The organism is Shouchella lonarensis (assembly GCF_900096965.1).
Classification (GTDB): Bacteria; Bacillota; Bacilli; order Bacillales; family Bacillaceae_D; genus Shouchella; species Shouchella lonarensis.
This window is the reverse complement of sequence record NZ_FMYM01000007.1, coordinates 76,175-96,416: the sequence shown is the minus strand read 5'-3', so window position 1 is coordinate 96,416 and position 20,242 is coordinate 76,175. Positions and strand designations below refer to the sequence as shown.

Here is a 20,242-nt window from a genome sequence, read left to right as displayed (position 1 = left end):
AATACTGACTAGTTTAGTCTATCTATAACTAATCATGTCGAATTTACAAATTATTCATTGTTTCGCTACTTTCCTGTGTGCTAGCATATTCTTGTAACAAAATAATATACACATAGGGGAGAGATTTTAAAATGAACAAGATGAAGAAAGCAAGCATCGCAGCTTTATCTGCATTGATGTTGTCTACGGCAGTTTTGCCGACGCTTGCGAATGCACAAAGTGCTGAAAAGTTGGATCAAGATGTTTTTGTCTTAGATGAATTTGAATTTGATGCAGAGATGTTAGAGGAACTAGAGCAAGTAGACTTTCAGTTTTTGTTGCAAGGTATTGGTAAAGACTTGGGGATAAATAATCGTCTCCCCAACCTTGGAGGTACAATAGCTTTTCCTGTTGATGATGGTATAGTTACTGCACAAGGTATAAAAGGGCAGGCGGCTAAAGCTGCTGCTAAGCAAATGATGAAGAAACTGAAAGGCATAGGACAAAAAGCATGGGACGAATCTGTTAAAGAGTGGGTTGATAAGATTCCGCTTATCAATAACAAAACAAAAAAAGCTCTGAGATACTGGTTGGGTTATAAAATTGCCTGGAAGACTTTAGATATCCTACTAGGTGTTGAGGGTACCGCTGAAGATGGTATCCGGTATGCTCTCAAAAAGGTTGGCGTTACTGGCTGGATGGCAGATGTTATAGCAAGAGGGCTTGTGTTTTTTCTTCTGTAAATTAAATTAAAAACGGAATGGGTGGTTTATCATGCGTATTTTAGGGTATCTATTGTTCGTCGGCGCTTGTGTCGTGGCGTTTATGTATATCTTTTTGGGCATAGGAAATTCGCATCTAAGTTGGCTGTCTAGTGTTATAATTGGGGGAGGGGTTATTTTGATGTGGTCAAAAAGGCACACAAATAAAGAAGAGTCGAAGAGAACATGACATGAATTCCCGATTTACGCATGGTGATTGTCGCCACTCAATTATGATAGGGTCAGATTATGGCTAAAACAGGTTTTGTGTGTTACAATTGAAGTCCACAAAGTAATCTTCTTTATTCTCTAGTGCCCTGTCCTCTGTGGACGGGGCTTTTTTACATCCTATACTCAAACGCCTTTAACGCGATCCTCTTTAAGCTATCCGTACCATATTTTCGGTCTTCAGGGATTTAAATAAATAAATCGTTCCACACTATAGAATGACTGCATCACTTTTGTTTGCTTCCTTGACTAACTCCATCGGAGAAATGATCATATCCCATTTATTTTCGTCGATGTCATAATATAAGACTATGCGTAAAAGTAGAAATCTATGGGAAGGAATATACTCATCAACTAATGACTAAAAACTAATCGACCTAACCAGAAAGAGATACACCAATCCAAACATGTTATCATTTTCATGTGTGTAACACCGGATACCCACTCCCAACACAAAAACCCACAAAAACGTCGACTAGCAACATTTCTGCGGGTTTTCATTTCACTCGTACTATAAACGGAGGAAGAGGGATTCGAACCCCCGCGCGGTTTAACCCGCCTGTCGGTTTTCAAGACCGATCCCTTCAGCCGGACTTGGGTATTCCTCCATGTTAGGTGTTAAAGGTTCACATGACCTTTAAAGTGGACCCTGTAGGACTCGAACCTACGACCAATCGGTTATGAGCCGAGTGCTCTGACCAACTGAGCTAAGGGTCCGAATAAAAATGGGGCGACTGATGGGAATCGAACCCACGAATGCCGGAACCACAATCCGGTGCGTTAACCACTTCGCCACAATCGCCATAAAGATATATAGCGGCGGAGGGGATCGAACCCCCGACCTCACGGGTATGAACCGTACGCTCTAGCCAGCTGAGCTACACCGCCATAAAAATAAGCTCCACAGGCAGGATTCGAACCTGCGACCGATCGGTTAACAGCCGATAGCTCTACCACTGAGCTACTGTGGATCAATCAAGACAAGAACTATAATACCATGGTTTAAGCAGCTTCGCAATGGCTTTTAGAAAAAAAGAGGACAATTTTTTCTGTCCTCTTTTTCCTTCGTTGTTTTAAAACGCTATTCCTCACCAATAACCGTTTCGGCAATATTGACAGAGTGGTCGCCAATTCGCTCTAAGTTACTAATGATATCTACGAAAATAATCCCTGCAGCACCTGTACATGCGCCTTCATTCATGCGAACGATATGTTGCTTACGCAGTTTTCTCTCCATTTTGTCAATCAGTTCCTCGTGCTTTAATACTTCATGCGCTTTGTCTAAGTCGTCGTGTTCAAGTGAGTCCATTGCGCTTTGTAACGTCGAGTGGGTCAACTCAAACATCTCATTTAAATCTTGAATGGCGACATCGCTCAGCGTGACTTTGTTCGCTTTTTGATAATCTTTTAATTCGACAATGTTCTCCATATGATCCCCAATCCGCTCAATGTCACGAACGACATTTAAAAGAACAGAGTGCGTGTTAGAATCGGACGCTGACAATGATCGTGAAGACACTTTAATTAAGTACTCCGTGATTTCTTTATCCAAATTGTTGATCGCATCCTCATATTTTAACGCCTTGTCGGCATCTTTCTTTTCACCAGTTTCCATATAACGGATCGCATGCTTTAATGCATGTTGAGAATAACTCGCCATGTGCAACACTTCTTGTTTCGCTTGACCCAATGCAATTCCTGGTGAACTGCCGATAAAAATTGGGTCTAAATGCTTTGGCTTATAATCAAGCTCAAGCTCCTCACCCGGCACAAGCTTCGTTACAATTAGTACCAACACCGCAATAAACGGAAATTGAATCAGTACATTTGCTGTGTTGTATACCCCGTGAGCAGCCGCAATCTGCATGGATGGATTTAAATTAAATTGTCCTGCTAGGAATTCGATAAAGTTGACGAAAAATGGGAAAATGATCATGATTAAAATGGCTCCAAGCACATTAAACATCACATGTGTGAGCGCCGCTCGGCGTGCGGCAACTGTCGCACCAATTGATACGAGAATCGCAGTGATCGTCGTTCCAATATTATCCCCGATTAATACCGGTAAAGCAGCTTGTAAACCAATCGCACCTTGCTCGTACAATTGTTGGACAAGACCAATTGCTGCAGACGAACTTTGCAAAGAAACAGCAAGAATTACACCCACAATAACACCTAAAACCGGGTGTTCACCCATACGAATGGTAAAATCAACAAACGGCTCCCAACTACTGAGTGGACGTAAACTACTCCCCATTAAAGCTAAACCATAAAACAATCCTCCAAAACCAAAAATGATTTGTCCAATGTTGTTCACCTTTTTGATTTTGAAAAAGAAGATTAAAAATGCGCCGATAGCCATAATTGGCAAACTGTATTCTTTTAAATTTAACCCGATAATAAAGGCCGTTGTTGTCGTCCCAATATTTGCCCCCATAATCACTGCGACCGATTGACGGAGTCGCATAAAGCCGGCATTTACAAGTCCAACCGTTAAGACAGTGGTTGCTGAACTACTCTGCAATAAAATCGTGACAATAATTCCAACCATCAACCCCATAAACGGATTTGTCGTATACCTATCCAACAAATTTCGCAAGCCATCGCCTGCTGTTTTTTGGAGTCCGTCCCCCATATACTTTACAGAGAAAAGGAAAATCCCTACTCCTCCTAGGAACATAAACAGCAACGCCTGTAAATCTTCCACACATCTCATCCCTTCATTATGTAAATGTTTTTTGACTGTCTTTGACAAGCCTCAACATGACCCACCGTGTCTATTATTAAACAGCTTGGGCTGTTTGTAAATAACCTTTTTTACAATTTCTCTATTTACCAAAAAAAATTTCTATGTAAGCGTTGCCTTCGCATTTATTTCTACTTGTGTCCAATCAATGCATCCGCTAAACTTGAAGGACGGATACGCTACACCGTTCTTATTTTGATCTAGGGAGGCATTTTTTATGAATTTTTGGAAGTGGATTACAAAAAGTTTATACCACCTCCCAATGTTAAGCGCAAGCCGCATGCGCCCAATTACACAAACCATTTTTCATGTACTGTTTGTTTTACTCATTGCTTGTATGCCTTTTTTTGTGTCTCTTGGCGTCACTTTACATAAGCAAATTGACCAAGTTGTTACTTTTTTAGATTCAACGAATGTCGATGTAACCATTGAAAATCAACAACTTACAATTGAGAAAGAACAAACTTATTTTTTTGATGACCACGCGTTTTTGTTAACCAACGATGAAGGACACATCGCTTCTTTTATAAGCAAACACCAACAAGGAGTCGTGTTCGGTCCGACCTCACTCCTTGTCTTTTCCAATGACTCTGAGCAAACCATCCCATACGCCTTTGCGGGATCTTCAGTATCTAGCGATCGTTTGCTTGACACCGTGACATCCATGCAGTCATTTTTACCGATCATTGTCGTCATTTTTAGCCTTATGATTTACATGCTCTATGCAACAGGGGTCTTTATTCTTATCTCTTTGGTAGCCTCGATCACCCTTCTTTTCAAAAAAGAGGCACACGCTCATATTACGTATCGCCATCTATGGGGGATTACTGCACATGCGACCTCTGGACCACTATTATTATTTTTGACAACTGATTTGCTTGTACGGACGTACAGTGATCTGCCATTACTTTCCACCTTACTCAGTGCTACGCTGATCGCCGCAACCTTGACACTTTCCATCTTTGCCTTAAAAAAAATACCACCTAAAAAGAGAAAGCCGACCCTCACATAGGGTTAGCTTTCTTCTTTGTCTTCACACGGTTTTATGACAATTCCTGTGCCATCCACCAAAACAACTTCTACCTTGACGCCTGCTTGTAAAAATTGACCGCCGCTAATTGCACTATACGGCTGCCCTTCAATCTCAACGGTCCCCGCCGGGCGAAAAACGGTCAATGTTTCTCCGGTTTTGCCAACTAACGCCTTGTATGATTCGTTCATCGTGTTGTAACCACGTTCAGATGTCAGTTGGTCTTTCAACGTCATTTTTGTCCACATGTTCCGCTTCGGAAATACTCTTAAGAACATGAGCGCTGCTAATGCACCAATGATCACTGCCATACCGACAAGAATACGATAGACCATATCAGGAGCTGGGACTGCCAAAGCAATAATCATAAATACAATCCCAATTGCTGCAATCGTCCCATCCGAAGTCACATTGCCATCAAAAATAATGAGCGCAAGACCGATGACATAAAATAAAACGACCCATGTGCCTACATCCCCAGTTAAATGATGGATAAAGTAAATTGAAATCATCCCAACACCGATTAAACTAAAGACCCCTTTTGCCCGCACTAAAAGCTCGCCTATTAAAAACAGTGTTCCAAGAAAAACAACGATAAAACCGACTGTTGCGATATTGAGCCACTCAAGCACTTGTCATTCCCTCCTCTTCTCATCTTTATATACGTGCCCGCGATCATAAATGTTTCATTTATTTTATCAATACTGCAACATGTATTAGCTAAACAATGACCGAAAAAAGTCGACAATTGCATCAAACACATCTTTTAAAAATGCAATCACATTGTCGAACCACGATTTCGCCTCTTCCATATCAATATCTATCAGGTCATTCCAATATTGACGTGCTTTATCGAGCTGGTCTTGAAGTTGGCTCCAATCAATATTTAAATCCTTCATCTTCATAAATAGTGACTCAAGCTTCTTCATCTCTTCATCCGTAATGGTCACATTTAATTTGACTTCTAATTCTTTGACCAGTTGTTGCAAGTCTTCTTCGTTCGCAATACGCCCATCGGCCAATGCTTCCTTTAACTGCGACATTAATTCATTGGCTTGTGCGGCACCAATGGTGTCAGAAAGCTCTGCTGTACGAATCATTTCTTCCGTTGCTACTGTCTTTTGCTCTTCAGGAATGACTTTATCAGCGGCAGACTCATACGCCTTCATCAAACCTGTAAGCGCTGCTGTACCAGAGACACGGAACGGCGCAGTGACATGAATCTTTGCATCAACGACACCAGCTGTAATTAATGCATTTGCATACATCTCGTCTGTCACCCACGTAATATTGTCAGATGTGACTTGGACACCGGTCCCTTTCGGCTCTATCGTCATTTTCGCCGATGACAGCGCGCGCGTCCCAATTTGTTTTGCGCTAATATAATTTCCTAAGTACGCATGCTCTTCTGCGTTGCTTACAGAAACCGTTGCGACGTCTTCAGGCACATCCAATCTTTTTAAAATCTCTGTTCGTTGCGCTGCAGTTAAGTCCTCCCCGAGTGTGACGACAACATCAGCCGTAATCGCATCTGCTTGAGCAGCTGGCGCTTGAGAAGCAAATATCATCCCAAGTACAGCCATCACCATAAATAAACGGTGTAACCCTATCTTTTTTATCATCTTCATCTCCCCCTATACACGCTAGAAAAAACGATCTCTCTTTATATTTTTTGCGGTTGTATGTGCCGGTGTAGCACAAAAACAAGAAAAAAAGCACCAACAGCCAGTAGCATTGTCCCCCACGCCACACCTGTATCATGCGTCATCCAACGCGCATACACAAGCGGCGCAAACGCGATACCGGCAAAACGAGCCATCGATAAACCAGAAAGCGCACGCTGCTTTAACGAAAGCGGCGATACTTGCGCCAGCATTTGACTGGCAACTGGCAACGCTAACCCGTTGCTTGCACCGATGACCATTAATGCCAACATTAATGCGATGCTGCTGCCTTTAGCATATAACAAAATTGCACTAAATACCAACAAGAACATCGGCGCTCGATAGACAAAGGAATACTTCTCTAATCGTCCAACTTGTGAAGAGATGAGCACCATTGCGAGAAACGGCAGTGACAGCAGCATCCCACGCCATATAGGTGACAACCCAAACAGAGAGAACATGTACGTTGCATGATAGAGCAATCCATATAAAAGGAATAAATGGATAAGACTCATTGTGTAACTAACTACGATGAGCCTCGTCTGTCCCGAGACACTACGTTGCTCTTTTTTTTCATCTCTATCTGTTTGTGTCTGCTCATTTACAGCACCAAACGACAACCATCCAAGACAGAACAAGGCAATGCCCATCAGAAGTAATGAACTATATGACCACATCGTATATAAAAAGACGCTACCTAGCAATGGGCTCATCATCTTGGCCAGTCCATTACTTCTCTCAAGAAAACCAAACATCCTCAATCGTTGTGAAAACGCAACGACACTCCCAACATATGTATATGTAAGCGCAGTTAGACTACCCGCTCCTAATCCTTCTACGATGCGACCCGCAATAAAAAGGCCATATCCATTTTCACCTACAACAGGAAACAGGACACTGCCAAGCGCGCCTAAAATGACACACCCACATCCAGTTTGCATGGCTACGCGAAAGCTCGTACGATCGGCCAACCATAAACCAAAAGGAATCGCCACAATGCCTGCTAACGTAAAAATGCTTAACACCCATGCACTTTGACGCTCAGTCATTGCAAAACTTTCTTGGATGGCTGGTAATAGTGGTAAGTACATTGAATTTCCGATGACAATTAACGTTGGCAACAATAATAGCACAATCCGCCCCATGCCTACACCTCGTTTCAGAAATCAACATTTAGACGCTAAGAGGCGGGCTCTGAATTACGGTCGCTGATTTCCGACTTTTGGTATAGCATGTCGTCGCTTTTCATATTCTACATGTAGTAGTTATTCCCAATTGCAGCTGCTTGGAGGATGTGCACTGATGAAAAAACTTACTTTTGCCATTGTTTCACTACTGATCGTGCTAGGTGTACGCCACGATTTGTCAAACGGATCCGTTCAGATTCAAGAAAAAGACAGTCTGCCTACCGTAACAGCTCCTTACCAAGAAGTCATCATTCAACCCGGACAAACCATTCTTTCGGTGGTCGAGCGCTTACATGACCAACCAGTATCTGTACCAATTGAAAAAATTGTTGATGATTTCCACCAACTAAACGGCATGAAACAGACAGAAACACTTCAAATTGGACAAACGTATCGCTTTCCTCTTTACAATACAGACTAGACATGGGGATTTCCGGCTTTCTCACCAATTCGCTTGCCAGCCCCCGTCATCATTGGTAAAATAAGAGCAGACTTCCATGGGAGACTATAGTCGGGCTACCGTGCCCGCAAAGGAGAGAAGGTCTATGACCAAAATGATTCACCGTAAAATTACACGCCCTGTTAAAGTCGGGCATTTAACGATTGGTGGTCACGATGAAGTGATCATTCAAAGTATGACAACAACCAAAACACATGATGTAGAAGCAACCGTTGCTGAAATTAATCGTCTGGAAGAAGCAGGATGTCAAATTGTCCGCGTCGCATGCCCAGATATGCGTGCAGCCGAAGCGATCGCAGACATAAAAAAAAGAATTAATTTACCACTCGTTGTTGATATTCATTTCAACTACAAGTTTGCCTTAAAAGCGATTGAAGGCGGCGCCGATAAAATCCGTATTAACCCAGGTAACATTGGCAAACGCGAAAACGTTGAAGCTGTTGTCAAAGCAGCAAAAGAAAAAGGCATTCCCATTCGGATTGGTGTCAATGCCGGCTCACTTGAAAAGCATTTACTTGAAAAATACGGCTATCCAACCGCTGAGGCAATGGTTGAAAGTGCCCTGCATCATATTAAAATTTTAGAGGACCTTGATTTTTACGATATCATCGTTTCTTTAAAAGCGTCTGATGTACACTTAGCGGTTGAAGCGTATAAAAAGGCAGCTGAAGCATTTGATTATCCGCTCCATCTTGGCATTACGGAGTCAGGCACACTTTTTGCCGGGACAGTGAAAAGCGCAGCTGGTGTTGGCATTTTGCTTCACCATGGGATTGGAAATACACTTCGTATCTCCTTGTCCGCTGATCCGGTTGAAGAAGTAAAAGTCGCACGCGAACTTTTGAAAACATTTGGCTTAGCCGCAAATGCAGCGACGCTTATTTCTTGCCCAACATGCGGTCGCATCGAAATTGACTTAATTAGCATCGCCAATGAAGTCGAGGAATATATTGCCCAAGTCAAGGCACCTCTTAAAGTCGCGGTGCTCGGTTGTGCCGTCAACGGCCCGGGGGAAGCCCGAGAAGCGGACATCGGCATTGCTGGCGCGCGTGGAGAAGGTTTGCTTTTCATGAAGGGCGAAATTGTCCGCAAAGTTCCTGAGGAAACAATGGTAGAAGAGTTGAAAAAGGAAATTGATAAATTAGCTGCAGAACATCACGAGAAGGAACGCCAAGCGCAGCTAAATAAATAGTGCATAAAAGAGAAAAAAGCCTATACGATCGTGTAGGCCTTTTTCCATGTAACAGCACCATTTACAAGTACGGTGAAAACAACAACGTGCCTACGACAGAGGCAACAGCGATAATGATAGACCATACACCGAGCGTCCGTGCACCTTTGCTCCAAGCAATTACGCCGCAAATCGCCCCTGCCACCCCAAGTAGCAATGGGACAAAAAATAATGACGTAATCGCCAAGACGAGTCCCATCGTTCCAATTCCCTTTCCGGGTGCTTCAAATGTGTCTTCTTCATCATCGGTCGTTGGTGATGGGTCGACATAATCATTTGTCGCTGGGAATTCTGTTGCTACTTCTTCATCATACGTATGGTTAGATTTTGCATTGTAAACATACTCCGTTCCTTTTGCCCCGTCATGTCCATCCACATGCGTATTGACAAATGTGAGCGATGGGTCATTTTCATCAACAAGACGAACTGGCTCATTTTTTTCTTCCTTTTTCACAACGTATCCCTTCTTTCTACATGAGATACCGTTAGTTTGTCACGAAACCATGCCCACAATTCTAATTACATAAAAACAGTGGGTGACACATACATACACGTGTCACCCACTGTTTTTATTTAGATTCTTTCGGTTTAAACGTATGACAACACGTCTCTGCCGTATTTTCAGCCTTATCTTTATGAAGCGCGTCCGCACTTAACTCTCCGCTTGCTTCAACATCGTAATCCTTTGTGGCATGCGCATCAATTTCCACAAGAATTTCGTCCGCACTACAACGGTTTCCCGCTGTCCAATATGCACAGTTTGCGACATTACACTTTACCACTGGTCCAGTCATATGCATCCCCTCCTATAGTCATAGGATCTGCAACTTGTCCAAAACCATTCATGGAAGTGAATTCCTCTATAACACGTATATTACAATTGACAACTTTCACATCTTCCATATACTTCAAATTTATGACCCGTTACGTCAAATCGGGGGAAATGTTGCCGTGTAAATTCGTCCATCGGACAATGCTGAAACGACTCTGTTTTGCCACATGAGAGACAGATTACATGGTGATGATGCGTAGATGTGTCACATCGATAACGAAAACGTTTTTCCCCTTCCAATTCCGTTGTCTCTAATATGCCTAGCTGAGCAAACAAAGATAAATTACGGTAAATGGTATCTACACTCACACCCGGATATTTATGATTCATCATTTCAAGCAACTCTTTTGCTGACAAGTAACGCGCTTCACGCGCAAAAATGTGCAACATATCTTCACGTTTCCCTGTATATTTATATCCCTTCTCCTTCAATAAACGGAGCGCATGGGCGACATTCATGACACTTCCCTCCATTAAGACGTGTCCCTTCAGCTGCGGATAACGTCGTCTAATTTCACTCCAACCTGTCGATCTCGCTTAACCCTCTAATCCTCTACCCTATTGTCCATGTCCTTCTCGTGTTTATAAAAGCGGCGAGTCCATTTTTGCCACATAATTGAAATGAGCAAGATGACCACTGCAATCATGACAATGACACCACCCGGCGACAAACCAAGTTGATAAGCAAGGATCAGCCCACCCATCACTGAAATCTCCGCGAAAATGATTGCATAGAAAAATAATTGTTTAAAACCTTTTGCAAACCGCATCGCACTGGCAACGGGCAAGGTCATGAGAGATGAGACGAGCAAAATACCAACAACGCGCATTGATGCAGCAATGACCAGTGCTACCATCACGATAAACACAAAATGCACCAGTCGCTTTCTTATTCCAGATATCACAGCCTGTTCTTCATCAAACGATAAGAAAAACAATTCCTTGTAAAATAAAAATAGGACAATCAATACGACGACTGTGATGAACGTAATTGTCAGAAAATCACTTTTGTTGACAGCAAGAATGGATCCAAATAAGTAGTCAAGTAAATCCTTATTAAAGCCTTTTGCCATAGAAATAAAAATAACGCCAAGTCCAATCCCACTAGACATCATAATTGGGATGGCGATCTCTTTATAATGTACGTACACTTGACGTAACTTCTCCATTAATAATGAGCCAGCCACAGAAAAACCCATCCCAAGAAAAAGTGGATTGACACCTTGCATGAAAATAAAATGGCGACCTAATAACAAACTTAATGCAATACCTGAAAGTGTAATATGTGACAATGCGTCAGCAATGAGTGACATCCGTCGCACAACAAGAAATACACCTAATGTCGGCGCCAATAAACCGATCATGATCCCTGTCAAAAATGCGTAACGTAAAAAGTCATAAGTCATAAATGCATCAAACATGAGGAACCTCTTCGTGATGATGTGTCAATAAATGTACATCATGATTGTAAAAATCAAGTTTGTCTTTCTTTGCCGCAAACTCCTCACTTTCACCGTGAAAATGAATGGTCTGGTTTAAACACGCGACTTGACTGACGTACGTAGTCACCGCGCCAATGTCGTGCGTTATTAATAGCAATGTCTTGCGATGACGCTCATTCAGTTCACGTAGCAACCCATAAAATTGGTCTACACTTTTAGCATCGACACCTACTGTCGGTTCATCCAAAATGAGCAGCTCTGGATCACTTACTAAAGCCCGGGCGATAAAAACCCGCTGTTGCTGTCCGCCGGATAGTTCACCAATATTTTCATTCAAATAATCTTGCAACCCAACTTGTTTAACAACTTCCAACACCTTCTCCTTATGATGCTTACGTAAAAAACGGAATAAACCAATTTGGCCATACAAACCCATTGAGACAACTTCATACACTGTCGCTGGGAATCCACTACTAAAACGATTTGCTTTTTGCGACACATAGCCGATTTTATCCCATTGTTTAAATTGCTGCACCGGTTGTTGAAACAAATAAACATCACCCACGGTTGGTTTTAACTGACCCAGCAATAACTTTACCAACGTTGATTTTCCTGAGCCATTAGGTCCGACAAGACCTAAAAAAGCCCCACGCTCAATGGTCAAAGACACATTGCGCAACACTGGGCGTTTATGATAACGAAAAGCAACGTGACTTAATTGCGCCAATACGTCTTGTTTCTCCATGCGCTCCAACCTCCTTACACAAACATTTTTAAGAATGATTACGATTTATCACTTCTTCTTTATTATAATCATAATGAGCCAAATGTCTAGTCATAAAAATTTTTATGACACAAAAACTGCCCCTTTCAAAGAAGAGACAGTTTGGCTATAATCCTTATGCAGATTGTGCTGCATGTTTCTTTGCTCTTTCTTGTATTGTCACTGCGTACTCACTTTTTGCATGTCCATTGCGGGCAATATACGATTCCAAACCGCCCATCCCACGATGGTAAGCAGTGAGGGCATAGTTCCAGTCATTGTATTGTTGATATAAAAAATCGAGGTATTCTACAGATAATCGAATCGCATACAGTGGATGAAATAATAATTCCTTTTCATACGGAAGGTCAGCCATTTCCGCTATCCACGGGGCCGTATTTTCCATAAACTGCGCCATTCCATATGCTTGCCCATACCGTGTCTCTGGTCCAATAGCATCGGGATCAAATGTGTGACCACTTTCTACTTTTAATAATTCATACACGACGTAAGGATCAATGCCCCTGTCTTCAGATAATTGACCTAAAAATAAACCCCACTCTTTTTGGAAGTAACCACTGCTATCCTGATATAAATGTTCAGATAAATGAAACGCGCGCTCCCATAAAGCCCGATGTTCTTTCATGTCAAATGGGATCACGTCCACTTGTGCCGTCGCCAATTCCTTCTCTAACGAGCGATATGCCTCCTCTAATGTAGCGGTATCCTTATCTTTACCATACTGCTGCTTGAATGGCATATCACGCTGGATGACAACAAGTAACAATACGACAAGCACACTTATACTAACAGCTATGACCCACTTTTTTCGTGTATTCAACAGCAGCCACCTCAAAGTTACCATATTAAAAAGGAACCAGTAAAATCATCTAATCATTCCTCATCACTTATAAGGTGCTCATTTTCTTACTTATATACACATTTCTTGCCAAAAAAACGATCTCATCGTCATTTTCTTTATACTAATACGGGAAATTGTATGGTCACCTTTGTACCAATATTCATCTCACTACGAATCAACAGCGTTCCGCCATTTTCTTCAATCATTTTTTTACAGAGAGACATGTTACGCTTTGGTTTCAATGTTTGTTGTGATAGGTCGCCACCATTATCAATCATTTCAATGTTGACCCACTCACCAATAAGATCCATTTTTATATGTAAAAAACCATTTACACGTGTATGATCATACGTCTCCATTGCACGCCTAAGTAAATTTAACATCACCTGTTTTAATATCGTCTCATCAATATAACAAACAGCGTATGAACGCGATAATACGGCTTTAAAAGCAACCCCACATAGTGTACATTCTGACTGCATGACACCTGTAAACGACTCGATGAGTAACAGCGGTGACTGCCAACTTTTGCTGCGTTTTCTCCTTGATAACGATACAAATTCCTCCAATAATAAATTTGTACGATCAATTTCGGAGATGACTGTCTTTGCATACTTGTCTACATTATTCGTCCGCTGCGCCAATTGAAAAATGCCACGGATCATTGACAATGGGTTACGAATTTCATGCGCAACACTTGCTGAAATGCGCGAAACATTCTCCATCTGATCATAAAACAATAATAACTGCTCAAATTTACGTTGTCCTGATAAATCCTCTAGTAAGATATAATAAACGACCTGCTCTCTCTCCCATTCCGGCATCACTGTAACATTAATTAGCGTTTCATCTTGATCATATTGTCCACGCGATGCGATGTACAATTGCCGCGCCTCTGCTAAAACATGATTAATACATCGTAAGACCTCTGTCTTATTTGCTAATTGCACCATTGTTTTATTTTGCAAATCTACATGAGCAAGATCGACAATATCAAGGAAAGAATCACTCCAGTGCACACATCTATTGTGCTCATCTACCTTTACATATGGCAGTCTTAGTACTTGAATAAATGAAAATAACGATGGTTGCTCATTCATTTCTGATAAAATATCATCCGTAATTGAGATGACTGATTGCGACATCTTTCTTCTCCACCTTCCCTTACATGATTTTTTCCTACAAAATACATTCGCGCTAAACAACGGATTTCCCTTTATTGTGCCAAAATTAATTTTCAATTGCACCCATCGGTTCTAAAACATATATAAGTGCATATAGTAGAACGACTCTGTTCACAAAGGGGCGACTGCTTTGAATATCATTATGCAACAGCTAGCCAATAAAAAAATTAACAGTCTAACTGAAAGCGAGCTTATCTCGCTTGCACAAGACAATGGTTACACACTTGATTTAATGCAAGCAAAAAGTATTTTGCGTATCGTACATGCACAAAAAGTAGACGTCGGAAACAAAGCACAAATACATCACATTATCCATCGTTTAAAAACAGAAACTGATCCCCGCATCGCGCACATTGTCAGTGAACTTTTCCAACAATATGGACATTATTTAGGCTAAAACGAGCAAAAGTCCCCGTCACTTCATCACCATGACGGGGACTTTTGCATTGAATTAAGAAATGACTTTTTCAATAGGTGACGAGACTTCACCACGGAAAAGAGAAATTTCATGCTGATACGGTGGTTGCTTCTCTTTTTGATCTGGGCACACGATGTAAGGGGTCTCCAATATTTTTGGCACGTCTTCCAGTTGTGGATGGTGCACAATATATTGTAATGCCTTTAAACCAATAAACCCATGACCGATATTTTCATGACGGTCTTTCCCCGCACCACGCTCATTTTTTGAATCGTTAATATGCAACACTTTTAATCGGTCGCACCCAATGAGATGGTCAAATTCATTTAACACCCCGTCAAAGTCATTCACAATGTCATACCCAGCATCATGTGTGTGGCATGTATCAAAGCAAACAGATAAGCGTTCATTATGCGTCACTCCGTCTATAATACGGGCAATCTCTTCAAACGATCGTCCACACTCCGATCCTTTCCCAGCCATCGTTTCCAAAGCAATTTGTACATCACGTTTTTCTTCTAATACTTCATTTAATCCTTCAATAATCTTTGCAATGCCTACATCTACACCTGCACCAACGTGAGCGCCAGGATGCAACACAATTTGCTTCGCCCCGATTGCCTCTGTCCGTTCAATTTCTGAACGTAAAAAGTCAACACCTAGTTGGAATGTCGCTGGTTTGATGGAATTACCGATGTTAATAATATACGGTGCATGTACAACGATATTTGTTAAACCATTCTCTTTCATATGAGCTTGTCCAGCCGCAATATTTAACTCTTCAATTGGTTTACGGCGCGTATTTTGTGGCGCACCTGTATAAATCATAAATGTCGTTGCCCCATACGAAGCAGCTTCTTCACTCGCTTGTAACAACATTTTCTTTCCGCTCATTGATACATGGGAACCTATTTGCAATGTCATAAACGCTCCTCCCCCTTTAAACGTCTTTAGCCTTTCCGTGCAGACCGTGGTTTTTTCTTCTCTGCAGAGACACGTGCTTTTCGCTTATATGCTGGCTTTACTTTTTTCGGCTTTGCTTTTGCTTTGCCACCTGTACGTGTCGCTGGTTTTTTGGGCGCATCTTTCTTTGCATGTGACTCGCTTTTCGTCGTGCGTTTTGCTACTCGTCCGGCGCCAACTGGTGGTTTATCTAATACGATCCACTCATCTTTTTTATACTCTACAAACTGAAAAACAATTCCCCGTTTTACAAGCTTCGCAAACGCGGCTTCGTCTTTTTGGTCGTATAATGTGAGGGCCAGTCCATCCGCACCAGCACGTGCTGTCCGTCCAATCCGGTGAACATAATAGTCTAAATCTGTTGGAAACGAAAAATTGATGACATGACTGACACCTTTTATATCCATACCGCGCGCCGCTAAATCCGTTGCCACTAAATATTGAATGTCGACAGCTGCCACGCGCTTCATCACTTGTTTGCGCTCGCGAGGAGATAAACCACCATGGAGGCAATCGACATTCACGCCTTCTTTCACTAACGCATCGGTTACCTCATCGGCTTCCTCCTTTGTATTTGTGAAAACGAGTGCCAAATATGGCGACAGCCCTTGAATGACCTGTTTTAAAACCGTCAATTTTTCTTGGTGACGAATCGGAACAAGCTGGTGTGTCACACGTGTAGCAGCAGTTTGATGCGGCGACACATGAACATGCCTTGGGTCATTCATATACTTTCGCAAAAATGGCTGGAGATTCTCCGGGACTGTCGCAGAAAAGACAAGCATCTGTAAATCTGCAGCCAACCGCGCAGCAATTTGATCGACGTCCTCAAGGAAACCCATATCTAACATTTGATCCGCTTCATCAACGACAAATGTTGTCGCAGTATAAGCAACCAACCATTGGTTTTTAATTAAATCTCCAATTCGTCCCGGTGTGCCCACAACAATGTGAGGTTGTTTCGTGGCCAATTTATCTGCTTGTCGTTTTCTGTCCGTCCCTCCAACAAATAGTTGCGCATCTAGCGTACCTTCAAAATGTACAAGGAGCTTTTTAAGTTCTTGAAATAATTGTGTTGCCAGTTCCCGTGTCGGTGCTGTCACGATTGCTTGTAATTCCGGACGGGTCGTATCAATTTGATTGACTAGCGGCAACAAAAATGCAAATGTTTTCCCTGTTCCCGTTTGCGACTGCCCGATACAATCACGTCCATTCAAAATGGCGGGAATTAATCGCTCTTGAATCTCTGTCGGTTGCGCTATGCCAAGCTCACTTAACGCTGTAATTAAACGTCGGTCTAAGCCAAACCGGCTAAAATTTTCTGCCTGCATCGTTATTCCTACTTTCCGTATCGCTCTTCATAAGCGTTCATTTTACCATAGAAACATTAGATCGTCTATTGTCAAACCTCACACACACTGATCATCGCGCATACATTGTACTAACCGTACACTGACTATTTTTGATCGTAAGAGAGGAGGCAATTCACATGAATCCTTTTTTAGGCCCACCTCATAGTGCTATTCCTTTACAACATCGCTTTCCGCCAACTGGCAGTCGGCTGATGGGCATGACGCCTACTCATCACTTTGGACCGCTTGTACAGCCTGATCCCACGCCAACAAAACCGCGTCCAAGTGGACGGTTCCTACCACAATTATTTGGTAGCGGTACTGCTGCTCTTGGAGAGGGCATTACGCTCGCAACCATTTTAGTCTATGCCCAACGTGTCATCGGCGTCACGCAACAAGTGACACCGATGATCCAACAATATGGTCCATATGTGAAGCGCATCCCAGCATTATGGCGAATGCTACGCAGCATGCAATCCACACAACCTGTATCCGGTGGCAATAGAAGTGAACCATCCATGACTGCGCACTCACCAATCTCTACCCCACAGCTACACACACCATCCAACTATGAGCAAAGAACGACATCTCAACCGAAATTGTACATCTAGAAATTTCTTGTTGACAACCATCCTAGCGGAGTAGTATAATTTGAAATTTATATCTCCTCATGTTATAATAACACAATCACTTGATTGGAGGAATGTCCATGTTTAAAGTTGGTGACAAAGTTGTCTATCCGTATCACGGTGCAGGCACCATTCAAGACATCGAGGAAAGACAAATTTTAGGAGAAACACATTCCTATTTTATTTTACATTTCCCGCTCGTCGATATTACACTCATGTTACCCGAAAACCGGATTCAAGAGTCGTCCCTCCGACGCATTATTTCCTCTTCTCAAATTGAAGAAGTTGTCGAAGCATTAAAGGAAGGACCTGAAAAACTCCCTTCGACCAACCAATTTTCACGAGATACAGAGAACATGTTAAAATCGGGAAACATTATTGATGCTGCTCATCTCGTTTCTGCTTTATCTAAAAAACAATCAGAACGTTCAAATGGATTGCACATCCAAGACCGAAACTACTTACAAAAAGCGCGTCAACTTGTTGCAAGTGAGATCGCGCTTGTCAATGACTATTCAGAAGAGCAGGCATATGAATTTATCGATGCCAATGTACTGAAACAAACACAATGACATTGCGAACACACCTTTTCTCCTTTACAATAGATGTAAGACAAGTGAATCTCCACTATCAATGATCCGGAGCCAGGAACAATGCTGTCCGCGTTGTTCCTTTTCGCTTGCCTCTTTGCTCATTCTCCATAGGAGGTATTAATTGACATGGACGTTTTAAAAATTTCCCCACGAGGCTATTGTTATGGTGTCGTTGACGCGATGGTCATGGCACGACAAGCCGCACAAAATTTAGATCTACCTCGACCGCTTTATATATTAGGTCAAATTGTTCATAATCAACACGTGACAGACGCGTTTGAAGAAGACGGCATCATTTCTCTCGACGGTCCGAACCGGCTAGAAATCTTGAAAAATGTGACACACGGTACCGTTATTTTTACAGCACACGGCGTTTCACCTGAAGTGCGCCGTCTCGCGCGTGAAAAAGGGCTTACATGCATTGATGCGACCTGCCCTGACGTCACGAAAACACATGATTTAATTCGTGAAAAAGCCGCAGAAGGCCATCAATTTATTTACATTGGGAAACAAGGTCACCCTGAACCAGAAGGCGCTATGGGTGTTGCCCCAGATGCTGTTCATCTTGTTGAAACGCTTGAAGACTTAGAAAAACTACAACTTGATGACCGTGACATCATTATTACAAACCAAACCACTATGAGCCAATGGGATGTTGCTGACATTATGAAGCGGGCCATGGACATGTATCCCCGTGCTGAAGTTCATAATGAGATTTGCTTGGCAACACAAGTACGGCAAGAAGCAGTCGCCGAACAAGCGGCCACGTGCGATGTCGTCATCGTTGTTGGTGATCCAAAAAGTAACAACTCCAACCGTTTAGCGCAAGTATCAGAACAAATTGCCGGCACACCTGCCTACCGGATTGGTGACTTGTCAGAGCTGAATCTTGATTGGATCAAATCGGCGAAAAAAGTTGGGGTGACATCTGGTGCATCTACACCAACGCCCATCACACGAGAAGTCATCAATTTCATTAGCCAATATGAGCCTGAAAATCCTGAGACGTGGGACACAACGAAGAAAGTACCACTGGAGAAAATTTTACCAAAAGTGCGAGCGCCAAAGAGCTGAACATGTTAAAAGCTTGACACATTTCATCAATACGAGTACCCACTCGCTCATGGAGCGAGCGGGTTCACTCTGCACAAACGGGGTCGTGCGTTGTCCTTATTACACTTTATGACTAGATCTTTAGTTTGTGTACGCATCACATAGGAACCGCTTGCAAATCATACCGACAAGTTTAATAGTATTTAATTATTTTGTTTTTATATCCCATAAGGTTTTCAAATATCATACTGACACACTTTATTGAAAAGTTTACGCCTACTCTTCTTTCCCCCACTTCACAGCGTAGCGACATAGCTTTTTTTCTAACTTACGCATCTTCTTTTTCTCGCTATTCACAGCATTTTGCCGCTCAAACACATACTCCATCACAAACTTGCGCTGTTTTGCTGTCTGTACACATTTCACGATTTCTTGTTTCAACGTTTCCCAAGACTCTTCCAGCTCTCCAAAGAAAAGATGGAGCCTCCGATTGAATTCTGGTACGACAGAAGCGAAGCTCTTCTTATGAATCTGCAATTCAGATTCTGTCATACCCTCTCTTGTCTTCTCTTTCTCCAACCAGTACATTAATGCCGCCTCAGTTAATTTGTGCTCTGCAATCATTGCACCAAGACTAGACGTAAATTTTTCCTCTAAAGGCTTTAAATCTCGATAACTTCGTTTTTTCTCGGATACACCCATTCCCGACACCGCCTCCTGTCATTTTTCGTACTTCGTTGTTACACTTCAACAAAAGGAGACGGAAATCCTGCATGATTCATTTATTTTCTCTTATAGATCTGACAAAGTATATCGCTTGCCTTCACTTAATGATTAGAGGCAAGTTCAACCCACCCCAAAAAAC

Annotated in this window: 22 protein-coding genes and 5 tRNA genes; 8 read left to right on the top strand and 19 right to left on the bottom strand. The window is 42.2% G+C overall.

Annotated features, from left to right (window positions below):
• Window positions 1–131: 131 nt before the first annotated feature.
• Window positions 132–722 carry a hypothetical protein gene (locus BLT29_RS08630; RefSeq protein WP_090775913.1) on the top strand — a complete coding sequence of 197 codons (591 nt, stop codon included), beginning with the start codon at window positions 132–134 and terminating at the stop codon, window positions 720–722.
• 764 nt (window positions 723–1,486) lie between these two features.
• Here the strand turns inward: BLT29_RS08630 and BLT29_RS08625 are convergent.
• The 6 genes from BLT29_RS08625 to BLT29_RS08600 all read right to left on the bottom strand — a co-directional run bounded on the left by BLT29_RS08625 (window position 1,487) and on the right by BLT29_RS08600 (window position 3,648).
• Window positions 1,487–1,576: transfer RNA gene (locus tag BLT29_RS08625), tRNA-Ser, on the bottom strand.
• Window positions 1,577–1,611: 35 nt separating this feature from the next.
• Window positions 1,612–1,685: transfer RNA gene (locus BLT29_RS08620), tRNA-Ile, on the bottom strand.
• 9 nt (window positions 1,686–1,694) lie between these two features.
• A tRNA-His gene (locus BLT29_RS08615) sits at window positions 1,695–1,770 on the bottom strand.
• Window positions 1,771–1,782: 12 nt separating this feature from the next.
• A tRNA-Met gene (locus BLT29_RS08610) sits at window positions 1,783–1,856 on the bottom strand.
• 11 nt (window positions 1,857–1,867) lie between these two features.
• Window positions 1,868–1,939, bottom strand: a tRNA-Asn gene (locus BLT29_RS08605).
• A 110-nt stretch (window positions 1,940–2,049) separates the two neighbouring features.
• Window positions 2,050–3,648: a Na/Pi cotransporter family protein gene (locus BLT29_RS08600; protein WP_437182636.1), complete on the bottom strand. Its 1,599-nt coding sequence runs from the start codon at window positions 3,646–3,648 to the stop codon at window positions 2,050–2,052.
• A 283-nt stretch (window positions 3,649–3,931) separates the two neighbouring features.
• Between BLT29_RS08600 and BLT29_RS08595 the strand changes: the two genes are divergently transcribed.
• Window positions 3,932–4,726, top strand: coding sequence for a DUF1189 family protein (locus BLT29_RS08595; RefSeq protein ID WP_090775912.1), 795 nt, complete (start codon window positions 3,932–3,934; stop codon window positions 4,724–4,726).
• Between the two features lie 2 nt (window positions 4,727–4,728).
• Here the strand turns inward: BLT29_RS08595 and BLT29_RS08590 are convergent, their stop codons facing one another.
• The 3 genes from BLT29_RS08590 to BLT29_RS08580 form a co-directional block, all read right to left on the bottom strand.
• Complete coding sequence (locus BLT29_RS08590) at window positions 4,729–5,376, bottom strand: NfeD family protein (protein ID WP_090775911.1); 648 nt, start codon at window positions 5,374–5,376, stop codon at window positions 4,729–4,731.
• An 84-nt stretch (window positions 5,377–5,460) separates the two neighbouring features.
• Window positions 5,461–6,366, bottom strand: coding sequence for a DUF1002 domain-containing protein (locus tag BLT29_RS08585; protein WP_245701184.1), 906 nt, complete (start codon window positions 6,364–6,366; stop codon window positions 5,461–5,463).
• 41 nt (window positions 6,367–6,407) lie between these two features.
• Window positions 6,408–7,553, bottom strand: coding sequence for an MFS transporter (locus tag BLT29_RS08580; RefSeq protein ID WP_090775910.1), 1,146 nt, complete (start codon window positions 7,551–7,553; stop codon window positions 6,408–6,410).
• Window positions 7,554–7,710: 157 nt separating this feature from the next.
• On the opposite strand from BLT29_RS08580, the gene yqfZ reads away from it, so the two are divergent.
• Complete coding sequence (gene yqfZ / locus BLT29_RS08575) at window positions 7,711–8,016, top strand: protein YqfZ (RefSeq protein WP_090775909.1); 306 nt, start codon at window positions 7,711–7,713, stop codon at window positions 8,014–8,016.
• 124 nt (window positions 8,017–8,140) lie between these two features.
• Entirely contained in the window at window positions 8,141–9,247 is a 1,107-nt protein-coding gene (gene ispG / locus BLT29_RS08570) for a flavodoxin-dependent (E)-4-hydroxy-3-methylbut-2-enyl-diphosphate synthase (RefSeq protein WP_090775908.1), read from the top strand.
• A 61-nt stretch (window positions 9,248–9,308) separates the two neighbouring features.
• Here ispG and BLT29_RS08565 read toward each other — a convergent pair whose 3' ends face one another.
• From BLT29_RS08565 to BLT29_RS08535, 7 genes are all read right to left on the bottom strand, one after another.
• Entirely contained in the window at window positions 9,309–9,740 is a 432-nt protein-coding gene (locus BLT29_RS08565; protein ID WP_090775907.1) for an ABC transporter permease family protein, read from the bottom strand.
• 115 nt (window positions 9,741–9,855) lie between these two features.
• Window positions 9,856–10,080 carry a DUF1540 domain-containing protein gene (locus tag BLT29_RS08560; RefSeq protein WP_090775906.1) on the bottom strand — a complete coding sequence of 75 codons (225 nt, stop codon included), beginning with the start codon at window positions 10,078–10,080 and terminating at the stop codon, window positions 9,856–9,858.
• Between the two features lie 80 nt (window positions 10,081–10,160).
• Window positions 10,161–10,577, bottom strand: a complete 417-nt coding sequence (locus BLT29_RS08555) for a Fur family transcriptional regulator (protein WP_090776004.1) — start codon at window positions 10,575–10,577, stop codon at window positions 10,161–10,163.
• Window positions 10,578–10,663: 86 nt separating this feature from the next.
• The gene (locus BLT29_RS08550) at window positions 10,664–11,539 is read right to left on the bottom strand and encodes a metal ABC transporter permease (protein WP_090775905.1); all 876 of its coding nucleotides are present in this window, start codon (window positions 11,537–11,539) and stop codon (window positions 10,664–10,666) included.
• The gene (locus BLT29_RS08545) at window positions 11,532–12,305 is read right to left on the bottom strand and encodes a metal ABC transporter ATP-binding protein (protein ID WP_090775904.1); all 774 of its coding nucleotides are present in this window, start codon (window positions 12,303–12,305) and stop codon (window positions 11,532–11,534) included. Before BLT29_RS08545 ends, BLT29_RS08550 begins: the two co-directional genes overlap by 8 nt.
• Window positions 12,306–12,459: 154 nt before the next feature.
• Complete coding sequence (locus BLT29_RS08540; protein WP_245701182.1) at window positions 12,460–13,164, bottom strand: lytic transglycosylase domain-containing protein; 705 nt, start codon at window positions 13,162–13,164, stop codon at window positions 12,460–12,462.
• Between the two features lie 137 nt (window positions 13,165–13,301).
• Entirely contained in the window at window positions 13,302–14,330 is a 1,029-nt protein-coding gene (locus BLT29_RS08535; RefSeq protein ID WP_090775903.1) for a sensor histidine kinase, read from the bottom strand.
• A gap of 169 nt (window positions 14,331–14,499) precedes the next feature.
• On the opposite strand from BLT29_RS08535, the gene BLT29_RS08530 reads away from it, so the two are divergent.
• Window positions 14,500–14,766 carry a DUF2624 family protein gene (locus tag BLT29_RS08530; RefSeq protein WP_090775902.1) on the top strand — a complete coding sequence of 89 codons (267 nt, stop codon included), beginning with the start codon at window positions 14,500–14,502 and terminating at the stop codon, window positions 14,764–14,766.
• Between the two features lie 54 nt (window positions 14,767–14,820).
• Here the strand turns inward: BLT29_RS08530 and BLT29_RS08525 are convergent, their stop codons facing one another.
• Window positions 14,821–15,711: a deoxyribonuclease IV gene (locus tag BLT29_RS08525; RefSeq protein WP_176763870.1), complete on the bottom strand. Its 891-nt coding sequence runs from the start codon at window positions 15,709–15,711 to the stop codon at window positions 14,821–14,823.
• Window positions 15,712–15,737: 26 nt separating this feature from the next.
• Window positions 15,738–17,081, bottom strand: coding sequence for a DEAD/DEAH box helicase (locus BLT29_RS08520; RefSeq protein WP_090775901.1), 1,344 nt, complete (start codon window positions 17,079–17,081; stop codon window positions 15,738–15,740).
• Between the two features lie 158 nt (window positions 17,082–17,239).
• On the opposite strand from BLT29_RS08520, the gene vrrA reads away from it, so the two are divergent.
• The 3 genes from vrrA (at window position 17,240) to BLT29_RS08505 (ending at window position 19,398) form a co-directional block, all read left to right on the top strand.
• A complete protein-coding gene (gene vrrA, locus BLT29_RS08515; protein ID WP_090775900.1) occupies window positions 17,240–17,713 on the top strand; it encodes a VrrA/YqfQ family protein in 474 nt (157 codons plus the stop codon).
• A gap of 98 nt (window positions 17,714–17,811) precedes the next feature.
• On the top strand, window positions 17,812–18,303 hold the full coding sequence (locus BLT29_RS08510) for a CarD family transcriptional regulator (protein WP_090775899.1): 492 nt from the start codon (window positions 17,812–17,814) through the stop codon (window positions 18,301–18,303).
• Window positions 18,304–18,450: 147 nt separating this feature from the next.
• Window positions 18,451–19,398 carry a 4-hydroxy-3-methylbut-2-enyl diphosphate reductase gene (locus tag BLT29_RS08505; protein ID WP_090775898.1) on the top strand — a complete coding sequence of 316 codons (948 nt, stop codon included), beginning with the start codon at window positions 18,451–18,453 and terminating at the stop codon, window positions 19,396–19,398.
• 255 nt (window positions 19,399–19,653) lie between these two features.
• Here BLT29_RS08505 and BLT29_RS08500 read toward each other — a convergent pair whose 3' ends face one another.
• The gene (locus BLT29_RS08500; RefSeq protein ID WP_090775897.1) at window positions 19,654–20,079 is read right to left on the bottom strand and encodes a hypothetical protein; all 426 of its coding nucleotides are present in this window, start codon (window positions 20,077–20,079) and stop codon (window positions 19,654–19,656) included.
• Between the last annotated feature and the right edge of the window lie 163 nt (window positions 20,080–20,242).